The 13092-nt window shown below is 68.6% G+C and carries 15 protein-coding genes; 6 read left to right on the forward strand and 9 right to left on the reverse strand.

What is annotated here, in order from left to right; all coding sequences use genetic code 11:
• Positions 1-25: 25 nt before the first annotated feature.
• On the reverse strand, positions 26-556 hold the full coding sequence (locus AFER_RS05710) for a hypothetical protein (RefSeq protein WP_143711958.1): 531 nt from the start codon (positions 554-556) through the stop codon (positions 26-28).
• A 107-nt stretch (positions 557-663) separates the two neighbouring features.
• Positions 664-1551, reverse strand: a complete 888-nt coding sequence (locus tag AFER_RS05715; RefSeq protein ID WP_015798535.1) for a DMT family transporter — start codon at positions 1549-1551, stop codon at positions 664-666.
• A 26-nt stretch (positions 1552-1577) separates the two neighbouring features.
• Here AFER_RS05715 and AFER_RS11015 point away from each other — a divergent pair, with 26 nt between their 5' ends.
• Positions 1578-2087 carry a phosphate-starvation-inducible PsiE family protein gene (locus AFER_RS11015; protein WP_015798536.1) on the forward strand — a complete coding sequence of 170 codons (510 nt, stop codon included), beginning with the start codon at positions 1578-1580 and terminating at the stop codon, positions 2085-2087.
• Here the strand turns inward: AFER_RS11015 and gcvPB are convergent.
• The 4 genes from gcvPB to AFER_RS05740 form a co-directional block, all read right to left on the reverse strand.
• Positions 2008-3447: an aminomethyl-transferring glycine dehydrogenase subunit GcvPB gene (gene gcvPB / locus AFER_RS05725; RefSeq protein WP_041663047.1), complete on the reverse strand. Its 1440-nt coding sequence runs from the start codon at positions 3445-3447 to the stop codon at positions 2008-2010. The two genes, AFER_RS11015 and gcvPB, sit on opposite strands and share 80 nt — an antisense overlap.
• 84 nt (positions 3448-3531) lie before the next feature.
• The gene (gene gcvPA, locus AFER_RS05730; RefSeq protein ID WP_049755358.1) at positions 3532-4875 is read right to left on the reverse strand and encodes an aminomethyl-transferring glycine dehydrogenase subunit GcvPA; all 1344 of its coding nucleotides are present in this window, start codon (positions 4873-4875) and stop codon (positions 3532-3534) included.
• Positions 4872-5921, reverse strand: coding sequence for a glycine cleavage system aminomethyltransferase GcvT (gene gcvT, locus AFER_RS05735; RefSeq protein WP_015798539.1), 1050 nt, complete (start codon positions 5919-5921; stop codon positions 4872-4874). Before gcvT ends, gcvPA begins: the two co-directional genes overlap by 4 nt.
• Before the next feature lie 34 nt (positions 5922-5955).
• On the reverse strand, positions 5956-6393 hold the full coding sequence (locus AFER_RS05740) for a hypothetical protein (RefSeq protein ID WP_015798540.1): 438 nt from the start codon (positions 6391-6393) through the stop codon (positions 5956-5958).
• A 63-nt stretch (positions 6394-6456) separates the two neighbouring features.
• Here AFER_RS05740 and AFER_RS05745 point away from each other — a divergent pair, with 63 nt between their 5' ends.
• From AFER_RS05745 to ftsR, 5 genes are read left to right on the forward strand one after another with little or no spacing between them, the layout of a single operon-like run.
• Positions 6457-7035: a CDP-alcohol phosphatidyltransferase family protein gene (locus tag AFER_RS05745; protein ID WP_015798541.1), complete on the forward strand. Its 579-nt coding sequence runs from the start codon at positions 6457-6459 to the stop codon at positions 7033-7035.
• A 38-nt stretch (positions 7036-7073) separates the two neighbouring features.
• Positions 7074-9638: a sugar phosphate nucleotidyltransferase gene (locus tag AFER_RS05750; RefSeq protein ID WP_015798542.1), complete on the forward strand. Its 2565-nt coding sequence runs from the start codon at positions 7074-7076 to the stop codon at positions 9636-9638.
• Between the two features lie 11 nt (positions 9639-9649).
• Positions 9650-10039 (forward strand): glycine cleavage system protein GcvH, encoded by a 390-nt coding sequence (gene gcvH, locus AFER_RS05755; RefSeq protein ID WP_015798543.1) that lies wholly within the window; start codon positions 9650-9652, stop codon positions 10037-10039.
• Between the two features lie 14 nt (positions 10040-10053).
• Complete coding sequence (locus AFER_RS05760; RefSeq protein WP_218914771.1) at positions 10054-10530, forward strand: FHA domain-containing protein; 477 nt, start codon at positions 10054-10056, stop codon at positions 10528-10530.
• On the forward strand, positions 10527-11315 hold the full coding sequence (gene ftsR / locus AFER_RS05765; RefSeq protein WP_015798545.1) for a transcriptional regulator FtsR: 789 nt from the start codon (positions 10527-10529) through the stop codon (positions 11313-11315). Before AFER_RS05760 ends, ftsR begins: the two co-directional genes overlap by 4 nt.
• Positions 11316-11389: 74 nt before the next feature.
• Here the strand turns inward: ftsR and AFER_RS05770 are convergent, their stop codons facing one another.
• From AFER_RS05770 to AFER_RS05780, 3 genes are all read right to left on the reverse strand, one after another.
• Positions 11390-11617, reverse strand: coding sequence for a hypothetical protein (locus AFER_RS05770; RefSeq protein WP_015798546.1), 228 nt, complete (start codon positions 11615-11617; stop codon positions 11390-11392).
• 94 nt (positions 11618-11711) lie between these two features.
• Positions 11712-12209, reverse strand: a complete 498-nt coding sequence (locus tag AFER_RS05775; protein ID WP_041661719.1) for a bifunctional nuclease family protein — start codon at positions 12207-12209, stop codon at positions 11712-11714.
• 63 nt (positions 12210-12272) lie between these two features.
• Positions 12273-13025: a cytochrome c biogenesis CcdA family protein gene (locus AFER_RS05780; RefSeq protein ID WP_049755360.1), complete on the reverse strand. Its 753-nt coding sequence runs from the start codon at positions 13023-13025 to the stop codon at positions 12273-12275.
• Positions 13026-13092 lie beyond the last annotated feature (67 nt).

Here is a 13092-nt window from a genome sequence, read left to right on the forward strand (position 1 = left end):
CGCCTCCTCTCTCGTCGAGGTCAGGCTACGTGCCGGCGCTGCCGAGCTCGACGAGTCCGCGCGCGACGTGCTCGAGAAAGCGCCGAATCGTCGCGTCGGCGACCCGATAGAGGAGCGTCTGGTCGATGAGCAGACCGGTCCGTCCGAGCGGCGGTCGATAGCTCCCCTCGAGCCAGAGCTGACAGAGCTCGGGGCCAACCTTCGAAACCCCGAGCAGGCCGTCGAGCCGCGGAAAGAGCCACGGAGCTTGCGCGCCCTCCCACGTCATCGGAAGCTGGAGTTCGTCGTCACCGAGGCGCCGTGGGCTCGCGATCCGAAACGCCACCGGCGTGCGCAAGAGTCCAGCCCGAAGACCGAGCACCGCGCGCAGACCGGCGTCATCGGCCGTCACCTCGCTCGCGAGATCACCGAGCCACTCGGCACTCTGGCGCGACAGCAGCGGGGCAGCGACCTCGAACGGCAACGGCAGCTCGACGAAGTCGCGGACGAAGCGCACCGGGACCGACCCGTCGTGCTCTCGCTCCTCGGCCTCCACGCTGTCCTCCACGAACTCCATGCCCTCCGTGCGTGAACCGCCCGAGGGGCTCACCCACCTCTCGTCTCTAGGCTACGCGCGCCACGCATCTAGGCCAAGGAGTACGCCTCACGGTGTGACACTGGTCCCTAGCCGGTGGGGTCGGACGACCGTGCTGCGGCCGGCGGAACGGATGCCAGGACCATCGCAGCGAGCGCGAGAAGTCCACCGACCACCACCGGTAGGCCCAGGGATGCATACCCGAAGGCCAGCGACGCGAGCGCGGCGAACAGCGGTTCGGCCGCATAGATCACGGAGATCTGCACGCTGTCGGCGTGAGCGAGCGCCCAGGCTTGGACCACGAAGGCGAGTGCGCTCGCGAGCACCCCATCGTAGACGATGGCCGTCACCGCGATCGGCGTGAGGTGCGTCGGCACGAGACCCGCACCCACGAGCGGTGCCGCGACCACGGTCGCGGCCGCGATCGTCGTCATCTGCAGTGCCGCTGTCACCATCGCATCACCGGGAGACCCGAGCTCCTCGAGCACGACGATCTGAGCCCCGAAGAAGCCGGCGCACGCGAGTTCGAGGCCGATCCCGACGAACGACGCATGCCCTCGTGGGGCCGAGAGCACCACGAGGGCGAGGGCCGCGAGGACGATACCGACGAGCTGACGAGCGCTCGGACGTCGACCGAGCGCCATCACGAAGATCGGCACAACCACCACCGACAAGCCCGTCAGAAACCCCGCGATGGTCGGTGACACGTAGCGTTGACCCTCGATCTGAGTGAGGTAGCCGCCAAAGAGCGCGAGGCCGCTCGCCAGGCCGGCAACGACGCTCCGTCGATCGATGCGATGGCCCCGTGCGAGCGCCAGCACCCACAGCACGAGCGCCGCGACGCTGAAGCGTCCGAAGGTGAGCTCGACCGGGCCGAGACTCCCGAGTGCGCGCTCGTTCAGCGGAAAGGTGACTCCCCAGATCGCCGTGACCCCCACGACGGCCCACGAGGCACGGCCCCTTGCCGGACTCCTCACATCGTCTCCGGTAGCATGGCGGCCCAATGGCCCTCGAGCAGCACAGTCCTCGCCTCACCCGACCACTCGTCCTCGCCGAGTCGGTCGCCTACCTCCTGATCGGCCTCGTCCTCGTCGTCATGAGCGCCGAGACGCTGTGGCAACTCGCGCGCGCCGTGTTCGTCGACGTCTCGCTCAACGGCGACGTCACCGCCCAGCTCGTCGGCGCCCTGAACGACGCGCTCTTCGTCATCATTCTGCTCGAGCTGCTCTCGAGTGTGATCAGCCACCTTCGCAAGGGAGGTCTGCAGCTTCGCCCCTTCCTCGTGATCGGCATCGTGTCATCCGTACGGCGTATCTTGGTCCTCGGCGCGCAGCTCTCGATCTCCCGAACCCATGGCGCGCAGACCCGCTCGAGCCTCGAGGAGCTTGCCCTCGACGCAGGGGTCGTCTTGATCCTGACCGCGGCTCTGTGGCTCAGTCGAGTTCGTCCGCAGCGCCGACGGGCTCGACGAGTACGGGCTTCCTGGCAGCGCCCACCTCGTCGAGACGCCTGACCGGCGTCGTCCGGGGCGCCTCGGCGAGCTCGGCCGGCGTCGTCCGCGCGATCTCGACGAGCCGCTCGAACGCCTGCGCGAGCGCCTCGAGCGTCTCCGGAGACTCGGTTTCGGTCGGCTCGATCATGAGCGCCTCGTCGACGATGAGCGGAAAGTAGACGGTCGGGGCGTGGAACCCGAACTCGAGCAGACCCTTGGCGATGTCGGAGGCACGCACGCCGGCCTCGCTGCGAAACTCCTTGGCGCTCGCCACGAACTCGTGCATGCACGGCTCGTCGAAAGCCGCGGGCAACACGGGCTGAAGGCGCTGCTGGAGCCACCTGGCGTTCAAGACGGCGACTTCACTCATGCGACGGAGGCCATCCGGGCCGTGGTAGCGCATGAAGGCCCAGGCACGAGCGAGCACCAGTGCGTTGCCGTGGAACGCGTGCACGTTGCCGATGGACGACGGTGGCGTCCACCACTCGAGCTGCCCCGTTGCGCCAGGGCGAGGCAGCGGACCAGGCAGGAACGCCTCGAGGGCGCTCGTCACCGCGACGGGACCCGCCCCAGGACCACCGCCGCCGTGCGGGGTGGCGAAGGTCTTGTGGAGGTTGGAGTGCACGATGTCGAAACCCATGTCTCCGGGTCGCGCGACACCGACGATCGCGTTCAGATTGGCGCCGTCGTAGTAGGCGAGCGCGCCGACCTCGTGCACGAGCCGCAAGATCTCGGCGACGTCACGCTCGAACAGCCCCAGCGTGTTCGGGTTGGTCAACATGATGCCGGCGACGGAGTCGTCGAGCACGCGTCGCAGGTCGTCGAGCGAGACCAAGCCTCGCGCATCGGAGCGAACCGTCACGGCCTCGTAGCCGGCCAAGGTCACCGAGGCCGGATTCGTCCCGTGCGCCGAGTCGGGGATGATGATCCGTCGGGGGTCTCGCCCCGAAGCCCGGTGGTAGGCGCCCATGATCAGCAGACCAGTGAGCTCACCGGCGGCACCCGCCGGTGGCTGCAGGGTCGCCGCCGCCATGCCGGTGATCTCGCAAATCGCAGCCTCGAGCTCGGCGAGCAGTTCCAACCAACCCTGGACGGCACGCTCGGGTGTGTCAGGGTGCACCCCGGCGAGCCCTGGGAGGGCCGCGACCTCGTCGGCGAACTTCGGGTTGTACTTCATCGTGCACGACCCCAACGGATAGGCCCCCAGGTCGACCGAGTAGTTGCGAGAGGCCAGTCTCGTGTAGTGGGCGACGAGGTCACGCTCCGATACCTCAGGGAGCGCGGCCGGCTCGCGACGGAGCCACGGACCGAGCTCCTCGAGCGACGCCTCCGGGATCGCACTGTGACGCAGCGTGTCGGCTCGGCGGCCCCGGACCGACAACTCGAACGCCGTCGGCTCGGCATCACGTCCGACGAGCGGGGCGGACGCTGCACGACCGCCTGGGCGCGCACCTCGGGTCGACACCTAGCGGACCTCCTTTGCGATCCGATCGACGAACGCGTCGATCTCCTCTCGAGTCCGTGCCTCCGTCGCGGTGAGCACGAGCCAGGTCGGCTCCTCGGGGACCAGGACACCGGCCAGCCAACCATCCTCGAGGAGCCGCTCGCGGACCGGCCGCGCCTCCACCTCGAGATCGACGACGAACTCACGAACGAACGGCCGGCCGAGCACCGAGAGTCCCGCGGCCTCGAGTCGGTCAGCGAGGTAGTGCGCGGCGTTGTAGCACGAGCGGGCGAGCTCGACCATGCCTTGCTTGCCGCGCCACGCCAGGTAGACGCCCGCCCAGATCGCGAGCAGCGTCTGGTTCGTGCACACGTTGGACGTCGCCCTCTCACGCCGGATATCCTGCTCGCGGGTGCGCAACGTGGTCACGAAGCCGCGCCGACCCTCGACGTCGACCGTCTGACCGACGAGGCGGCCCGGCACGAGCCGCACCAGCTCGCTCCGGGTGGCAAACAGCCCGAGGTAGGGCCCGCCGAACGAGAGCGGGATGCCGAGGCTCTGTCCCTCGGCGACCACGACGTCGGCGCCGAAGCTGCCCGGCGGCTCGAGCAAGGCGCACGCGACGGGGTCGGCAACGACCACCAGGAGTGCCTCCATGGCGTCGGCGACCCGACGCGCCTCCCGCAGGTCCTCCACCCGCCCGAGCGCGTTCGGATAGCCGATGACGAGCGCCGAAGCCTCGGCGTCGACCGCTGCGAGGTCGGTCGCCAGATCGTCACGGAGACCCACGCTGACGAGCTCGAGTCCTCGCCCGCGGCCCAAGGTGGCCAGTGCGCCCCGATAGCGGGGATGAATGCCCTGCGACACGACGATACGGTTCCGCTTGGTGGCCCCGACCGCGAGGTTGACGGCCTCGACCACCGCAGCGGCGCCATCGTAGAGCGAGGCGTTGGCGAGGTCCATGCCGAAGAGGCGCGCAATCGAGGTCTGGAACTCGAACAGCGCTTGGAGCACTCCCTGAGAGACCTCCGGCTGGTACGGGGTGTAGGCCGTCACGAAGGCACTCTGGAGCGCGAGCGCTCGCACGGCACTCGGCACGTCGTGGTCGTAGGCCCCGCCGCCGGCGAACACCACGAGGTCGCGTCGAGCGCCAGCGTTCCGGCGCGAGCGCCGTTCCGCCTCCTCGAGCACCTCGACCTCGGCCAGGGCCGGGGGTAGTTCCAGCGGTCGCCCCAAGCGGAGCGACGCGGGGATCGATGCGTAGAGCTCCTCGAGCGACGCCAACCCCACCTCGGCCAGCATGCGCTCGATCTGCGCCTCGGTGTGCGGTACGAAACTCCCCACGACCACCTCCTCAATGATCACGAACGCAGGTCGACGAACGGGACGGCTGCACGCTCGAGGTCCAACGACCCGCGAGCACGAACCGCCCGGAACGGCCCTGCCGCGGCCTCCGGGTCGACGTAGGCGAGGCCGATGCCGACGCCCGCGAGCGGCGAGTACCCACCCGACGAAATCGAGCCGACGGCCGTCGAGGCGGCATCGACGAGGACGTCGTGGGCGCGTGGAGGCTGTCTCGTCAGCGAGCGAACGCCGATCAGAATCGGGTTGACACCCGCGGCCTGCTGGGCGAGCAACGCCTCACGACCAGGGAAGGGCCCCTTCTCAAACGCGACGACCCAGCCGAGGCCCGCGTTCAGCGGCGTGAGGCCAGGTCCGAGCTCGTTGCCGTGCAGCGGCAGGCCAGCCTCGAGCCGCAGCGAGTCGCGCGCACCCAACCCGCAGGCGACGGCCCCTCGCTCGAGCAGCCGTTCCATCAACGCCACCGCATCGTCAGGGGCGACCTCGAGCTCCACGCCTGGGCCACCTGTGTAGCCCGTGCCCGCGACCCGCACCTCGATGTCGCCGATGCGGCCTGTCACGATGCGATTGCGCGCCGGCGGCTCTGCTCCCTCGAGGAGAGGGCCGAGCAGGGCCGCAGCACCAGGCCCCTGGAGCGCGAGGATGCATCGCGAGCGAGTGATGTCACGACCGCCGAGTGCGGCGGTCACGTTCTCCGTATTGGCCGCGTTCGGCATCACGTGGAATCGCTCGCGATCGACCCACCACACGATGATGTCGTCGAGCACCGATCCATCGACGTCGAGCAGGTGCGTGTACTGCGCTCGCTGCGGACCGATCTTGCGCAGATCGTTCGTCAGCGTCGCTTGAAGCCGGTCGAACGCGTCGGGTCCCTCGACGACGACCGTACCGAGATGGGAGACGTCGAACACTCCGACGCCGGTGCGCACCGCGAGGTGTTCGGCGATCGTCCCGCTGGGGTAGGAAACTGGCATCTCCCAACCACCAAAGAGCGTGAATCGAGCCCCAAGGTCGCGGTGGAGGTCATAGAGCGCGGTGCGTTCGGGCACCCCGCCATGCTACCGCTGAGCGCGGACGTGGCGCTCAGACGCCCGGCCGAGCCGAGACGATCGGCAGCTCGATCCGTTCGGCGTCTTCGGTCCTCGAGAGCCGCAGTCGCTCGCCCATCGGGTCGATCTCGAGCCCCACGTGGGCATGATCGGCGCACCACGCCTGGAGCACCTCGAGCACGCTCGTCCCCGGATCCTGCGCGACGATCGTTGCGCTCATCCCGGGCGTGGCGACCGGCTCGTAGGCGATCAACACGGACCCACCCATGACCAACACGCTGAGCAGCATCGCCTCGGGCACCTCGGCGAAGGCGAGCCACGCCTGGTGCGCCATGTACTGCTGGGCCCGCCGACGTCGGATGCCCTCCATGAACCGCCGATGCCGCCGCCACCCGATGAGGAACGCCGTGATCCCGAGCCCGAGCACGAGCGACGGGAACACCACCAACGCCAGCGTCGACCCCTGAGGCACACTTCTAGTGTACGACCTCACCACGCGCCGAGCACGAGCGGCCAGGCTCGATAGCATGAGCCCATGCCTCGCTCGCTGCGGCGCGCCGTTCCCACTCTGATCACGCTCGCACGAGCGGCGTTGTTGATCCCGTTCTGGCGTCTCGCCGTCGACGAGCACCGCACGGGAGCCGCCGCCGTCGTCGCCGTCACCATCGGGGCGACCGACTTCCTCGACGGCTACAGCGCTCGTCACCTCGACGCCGTCACCACCGTCGGCAAGGTGCTCGATCCCACGCTCGACCGAGTCGCACTGCTGGTGAGCTGGCTCGTCGCACTCGAGGAGCACCTCTTGCCGACCTGGTTGCTGTGGTTGATCCTGCTTCGGGAGGTCGCCGTCAGCGCCGTCACGCTCACGTCGCTCGTGCGCACGCATCGACGCCAAGACGTCGTCTTCGTCGGCAAGGCGGGTACCTTCGGCCTCCTCGCTGCCTTCCCGCTGGCGCTGATTGCGCGCGCCACACGCCTCGACATCTTGGCCAAGGGAGCCACCCTCATCGCCACCGTCGCCCTCGCACTCCTCACCGTTGCCCTGATGCGCTACGCCACCCAGCTCCGAGACGACCTCGATAGGCTGTCGCGCGAAGCACCACCTGCTTCGTAACGAGGCACCCCCACCAGAGCGAACCCGGGAGGCGCACCGTGCAGGCTGTCATCATCGCCGGAGGCGAGGGAACCCGCCTTCGGCCCCTCACCTCGACCACTCCGAAGCCGCTGCTCCCGGTCGCGAACCGGCCCATGATCGCCCGCGTCGTCGACCTCCTCGTCGCCAATGGCATTGACGACATCATCGTCACCGTGGCCTACCTGGGCTCGGCCATTCGCACCTATCTCGGCGACGGCACCGACTGGGGAGCGCGTATCCGCTACCTCCAGGAGGAGTCGCCGCTCGGGACCGCAGGCGCGGTCCGCAACGCCAGACACCTCCTCGAGGACACCTTCATCGTGCTCTCTGGCGACGTCGTGACGACCGTGGATCTCGAGGCCGCGCGACGCTTCCACCACGAACGGGGCGCCAGTGCGACCATGGTCCTCACCACCGTCCCCGATCCCACCGAGTTCGGCGTCGTCGCGACCGAAGACAGCGGAGCGGTCACCAGGCTCATCGAGAAGCCGTCGTGGGGCGAGGTCTTCACGGACACGGTGAACACCGGCGTCTACATCCTCGAACCGTCCGTCCTCGATCGCATCCCCGCCAACCGTGCGGTGGACTTCTCCGAGGAGGTGTTCCCGCAGATCCTCGACGACCGCGGAGCGCTGTTTGGCTACGTGGCCGACGGCTATTGGGCCGACGTCGGCACCTTCTCGGGATTTCACCAGACCCACCACGACGTGCTCGACGGGCGTGCCGGCATCGCTCCCTCGGGCTTCGAACTGGCTCCCGGCGTCTACGTCGGTGACCGCTCGACGATCGACCCCTCGGCACTCTTGGAGGCGCCGTGCATCGTCGGCAACGACGTTCGCATCGGCCCCGGGTCGAGGCTCGGCCCCTACACCGTGGTTGGCCACGGCGTGCGGGTGGGGTCCGACGTCCATCTTGACGGCACCATCGTCTTCGACCACGCATGGATCGCCGACGGGGCACGTCTCGGCCGCGCGATCGTCGGCCGCGGCGTCGACATCCGCCGCCGGGTCAACGTACACGATGGCGCAGTGCTCGCCGACGGCGTCCTCGTCGGACGCGACGCGGTGGTGCGAGCCGACATTCGGGTGTATCCGGGCAAAACGGTCGATCCGCTCGCCACGGTCGCCAACTCCATCGTCTGGGAGAGTGGCGCGAGTCGGACGGTGTTCGGGCCGCTCGGCATCTCCGGCCTCGCCAACGTCGACATCAACCCAGAGATGGCGACACGGATCGCGATGGCGCTCGCATCGCAGCTCCCCCCCAACGGCGCAGTCCTCGCGGCACGCGACACCTCACGGGCCGCACGCATCATCAAGCGCGCGATGATGGTCGGGTTCAACGCCGTCGGGCTCGACGTCTGGGACCTCGAGGCAACGACCACCCCGGTCCTCCGTCACGCCGTGGCCGCCACCGATGCGGTCGCCGGGGTACGAGTCGCCCTCGACGCCGACGATCCCCAAGCCCTGACCATCGAGCTCCTCGGGGCCGAAGGCGCCGACCTCGTCGCGACCGAGCGACGCAAGGTGGAGCGCGCGCTCGAGCGCGAGGAGTTTCGCAGGGTCTCCGCGAGCGAGATCGGCGATCTCGTCATGGTCTCCCACGCGACCGACCGATGGAAGGCAGCGGTGACCGCCCTGCTCGACATCGAGCGGATTCGGGAGCGCGCCTTCAAGCTGGTCCTCGACTACTCGTACGGCGTCGTGGCGTCGAGCCTTCCGCAAGCGATCGCGTCGTTCCACGCGGACGTTCTCGCCACCCACGCCTACCCCTCGACCGCACGCCTCATACGACTTCGACTGGAGGAGCAGATCGCCGAACTCGGCCGTCTGGTTCGAGGCGCCAAGGCCGACCTCGGTGCGATCGTGAACGCCGGCGGCGAACGGCTGCTGCTCACCGATGCGCGCGGTCGCGTCGTCCCGATCGCCGGTATCGCCACCATCCTCGCCGAGCACCTGGTCGCGACCGGGAAGGTCCGGCGGCTCGTGGCGAGCGCGGCCGTCGCGAGTTCGGTCGCCGACACCGCTCGCGCCCTCGGCATCGAGTTCGCATGGTGCGGGCTCTCGCGAGCTGATCTCGCCGCCGCCGTCGCCGATGCACCAGGAACGCTCGCCATCGGCCACAGCGGCCTCGTGTTCTACTCCGGATGCGCGAGCTCGTCGGACGCAGCCGTCACCCTCGGACTCATCTTGGAGGCCCTCGCCACCACCGGAACCGATCTCGCCCATGTCATCGACCGCACGCCCGCCGAGACGACGGTGGCCGAGGCGGTACCCGTCCCGTACGCGGTCCTCGGTGCGACGATGCGGGGGCTGCGCACCTTCGCCGAGGAGCAGGGGCCGGTCGAGCTCGTCGCGACCGATGGCCTTCGAGCGCAGTTCCAGGACCGATTCTGGCTCCTCTCGCCCGACCCCCAAGAACCGGTCGTGACCGTCATCGTGGGTGCGGCCGACCCCGAGGTGGCCAAGGACGATCTCGCGGTCCTGCGCACCGCTGTCGCGGCGCGTCGCGACGAAGCAACGCAAGGTCGCAAGGGCTCGAATTCCAACGGCAGCCTGCCCCCCTCGACCTCCGCGCGCGGGTAACCTAAGGCGTCATGGAGTTCCCTGACGACCTGCGCTACACCGCAGACCACGAATGGCTTCGCACGATGGACGACGAGACCACCCAGGTCGGCGTGACCGACTACGCCCAAGACGCGCTCGGCGACGTCGTCTACGTCGGCCTGCCCGAGGTCGGACGATCCGTGCGCGCAGGAGAACCGATCGCGGAGGTCGAGTCCACGAAGTCGGTCTCGGACGTCTTCAGCCCGCTCAGTGGCGACGTCGTCGCGGTGAACGAGGCGCTGCGCGAGGCGCCTGAGCTCATCAACCGTGACCCCTACGGCGAAGGCTGGATCGTGACGATCCGTCCCACGGGGTCGACGGACGAGACCGCTGGCCTCATGGACGCAGCGAGCTATCGCGACCTCGTGCACAAGGCGTGAGCGAAGGGGATGTGGTGAGCGAGGGGGGTGCCTCCTGTCCCGTGTGTGGCGCGCCACTACCGGCAGGGTCACACTTCTGTCCACGATGTGGTGCCGCCATCACCGATGACGATCGAGGTGACGTCACCGGGACACTGGCGATCGACGCGATCGAGCATCTCGCCGAGGAGGCGCCGTCGGGTCCGACCACGACGACGCCCGTGCTGCTGCTTCGATCGGGCCCGCAGGCCGGTTCGTGGTTCGCACTCGACAGGGACGTCGTGACGGTGGGACGCCATCCCGATTCCGATGTGTTCCTCAACGACGTCACCGTCTCTCGACGCCACGCCGAAATTCGTCGCGAGGGTGACGCCTACGTCCTCTACGACGCCGGATCCCTGAACGGGACCTACGTCAATCACGAACGGCACGAGCGTGCGCCACTGCATCATGGTGCCGAAATTCAGATCGGTCGCTTTCGCTTCACCTTCTTCGTACCGGAGACCGCGTGAACTCCTCTCAACACCTCCGCATCGTTCCCGAACCCGAATACTCGATCAAGGACGTCCTCGCGCTCTTGCAAGAGGAGTTCCCAGAGGTCACGATCTCCAAGATCCGGTTCCTCGAGAGCCAGGGCCTCATCAGTCCGGAACGCACGCCATCGGGCTACCGACGCTTCTACGATCACGACATCGCCCGGCTGCGCCATGTCCTGCGGCTCCAGAAGTCCACCTACATGCCGCTGAAGAAGATCAAGGAGCACCTCGACGCCGGCACCCAACCGTCCGACCTCTTCTCCGAGGACGCCGTCGCCGGCCAAGGCAACGCCGAGACGAGCGCCGTCACGCCGAACGAGTCGGAGCCCGAGGCCGGTTCGAGCGCAGAGGCATCACGATCCGACGCCCCTGGCCTCCTCGACGAGCACGACGCCCTCGCTCGTGCGGGTGCGAACGCCTCGACGCTTCGCGCGGCCCTGGATCATGGGATGATCGTCGGCATCACGAAGGGCCGTGAGCGCTACCTCACGCTCGAAGAGGTCGAGATCCTTGCACTGCTCGCCAGCCTCGAGCGCCATGGGCTCGAACCCCGTCACCTCCGCTTCGTTCGCTCGTTCGCCGAACGCGAAGTCGGCCTCATCGAGCAGGTGCTCGCACCGGTGCTCTCGATGAGCCATCGTCACCCCGAGCGCGCGCGCACCGCGATCGCCGAGCTCGCCGAGCTCCTCGGTGCCCTGACCACCGCGCTCACGACCCGCGACCTCGAGCGGCTCGATCCGCATGCGCGGCGAACACTCTGAGTCCAGCTCGAGACCTTGGCGAGCGTCCGCGCGGCGCTGAGTTCGGCGCTCGGGCCCCCGCCTGAAGCACGCGCTCACTGCTCCCGACGCTCGCCTCCGTCCGCGTTCGGGTCACGCGCCGCGCCGTACTCCTCACCATCGACGACGTCACCGCCTCCCCTCCACGCGCGGAAGGCCAGGGCCAGCGCCGATCCGAAGACGATCTCGCCGATGCCCACGGCGACCCCGAAGGCGACACGGACGAGACCGGCAAGCCCTGCGACCACGACGCCAACCGCGACCATGATGCCGATTCGACGCATCGCACTACTCCTACCGTTACCGTTGCTACTCGCGCCGATCAGGGTCGCGACGTGCGGCCCTTGCCACACGGTGTCCTCTGCCTCCCCGATCGCCTCAGTCCGAAAAGTCCTCCGGCCGTAGGTGTTCGATGAAGTCGCGGAACTCTCCGAGGAGTTCGTCCTCGTCCCCCGAGGACGTAGGCTCGGCATCGTCCAACACTGCACCCTCGGCGTCCATCACCGCCTCATCCACGAAGATCGGGCTCGACGTTCGGAGCGCCAGTGCGACCGCGTCCGACGGACGCGCCGAGATCTCGCGCTCGATCCCGCCTTGGGCGAGCACCACGGAGGCGTAGTAGGTTCCCGCCCGCAGCTCGGTCACCTCGGCCCGGACGACCTCAGCGTCGAGCTCTTCGATGACGAGACGCAGCAGATCGTGCGTGAGCGGCCGCGGCGGGTCCACCTGCGACAGGGCAAGGTGAATCGCGTTCGCCTCGGGAACACCGATGAAGATCGGCACGACCCGATGCGGGTCGCGTCGCTCCTGGAGGAGCAGGACTGGTGCGTTGGACCGAAGGTCGACTCGAACGCCAGCGACTTCGACTTCCACCATTGATTCCATGCTACCAAGCGGCCAGCATGGTCGCCGAGGCGCGGCCAGCGCGAGGCGGCAGGATTACCCGAGACGGTTCAGCGCGGACAGACCGACCGCACTGGCCGCCGACTCGAGGTGCTGCGTGATCCAGGCGAAGTCGTTGGCCACCATCACTACGCCGAACACGGCGAGGACGCCCGCCGCCACCAGCGTCACGGTCCGCAGGTGCTTGCGCAGCGCCCGTGTCGCGGTCACCGCGCGCGAGAACGCGAGTCCGAACAGGAGAAACGGCACGCCCAGCCCGAGCGAGTAGGCCCCGAGCAACAGCGCTCCCTGCAGGAGCTGGCCCTGGGTCGCCGCCACGGCGAACACCGACGCAAGGATGGGGCCGATGCACGGTGTCCAACCGAACGCGAACGCCATCCCGGCGACCGGCGCCGCAAAGCGACCGAATCGCTCGAGCCTCGGATGCCAACGCTTCTCGGCGAACAGGATCGGGAATCGCCCGAGGACCGAGAGCACGAGGAGTACGGCCATGGCGAGGAGCACGACGCCGCTCGCCCGCTCGAGCAACGCATGATGACGGACGAGGGTCTGTCCGAGCGCGGAAGCGGTCAAGCCCATGGCGATGAAGACCACGGCGAACCCGAGGACGAACTGGGCGGTGCGCCCCGCCACCCGCCGGGCGACCGCCACCCCTCCCGCTTCGAGCTCGCGCGTCGGTGCCCCGGAGACGACCGAGAGATAGGCGGGCACCAACGGCAGGACGCACGGTGAGGCGAACGACAGCACGCCACCGCCGAACGCGACCACGTAGCCGACTCCGAGTGCCACGTCATGCAGTCTACCGATCGCCGGCTCGTGGTGGCGGATCGCATATACTTTGCTAAACACAACTATT

The organism is Acidimicrobium ferrooxidans DSM 10331 (assembly GCF_000023265.1).
Lineage (GTDB): Bacteria > Actinomycetota > Acidimicrobiia > Acidimicrobiales > Acidimicrobiaceae > Acidimicrobium > Acidimicrobium ferrooxidans.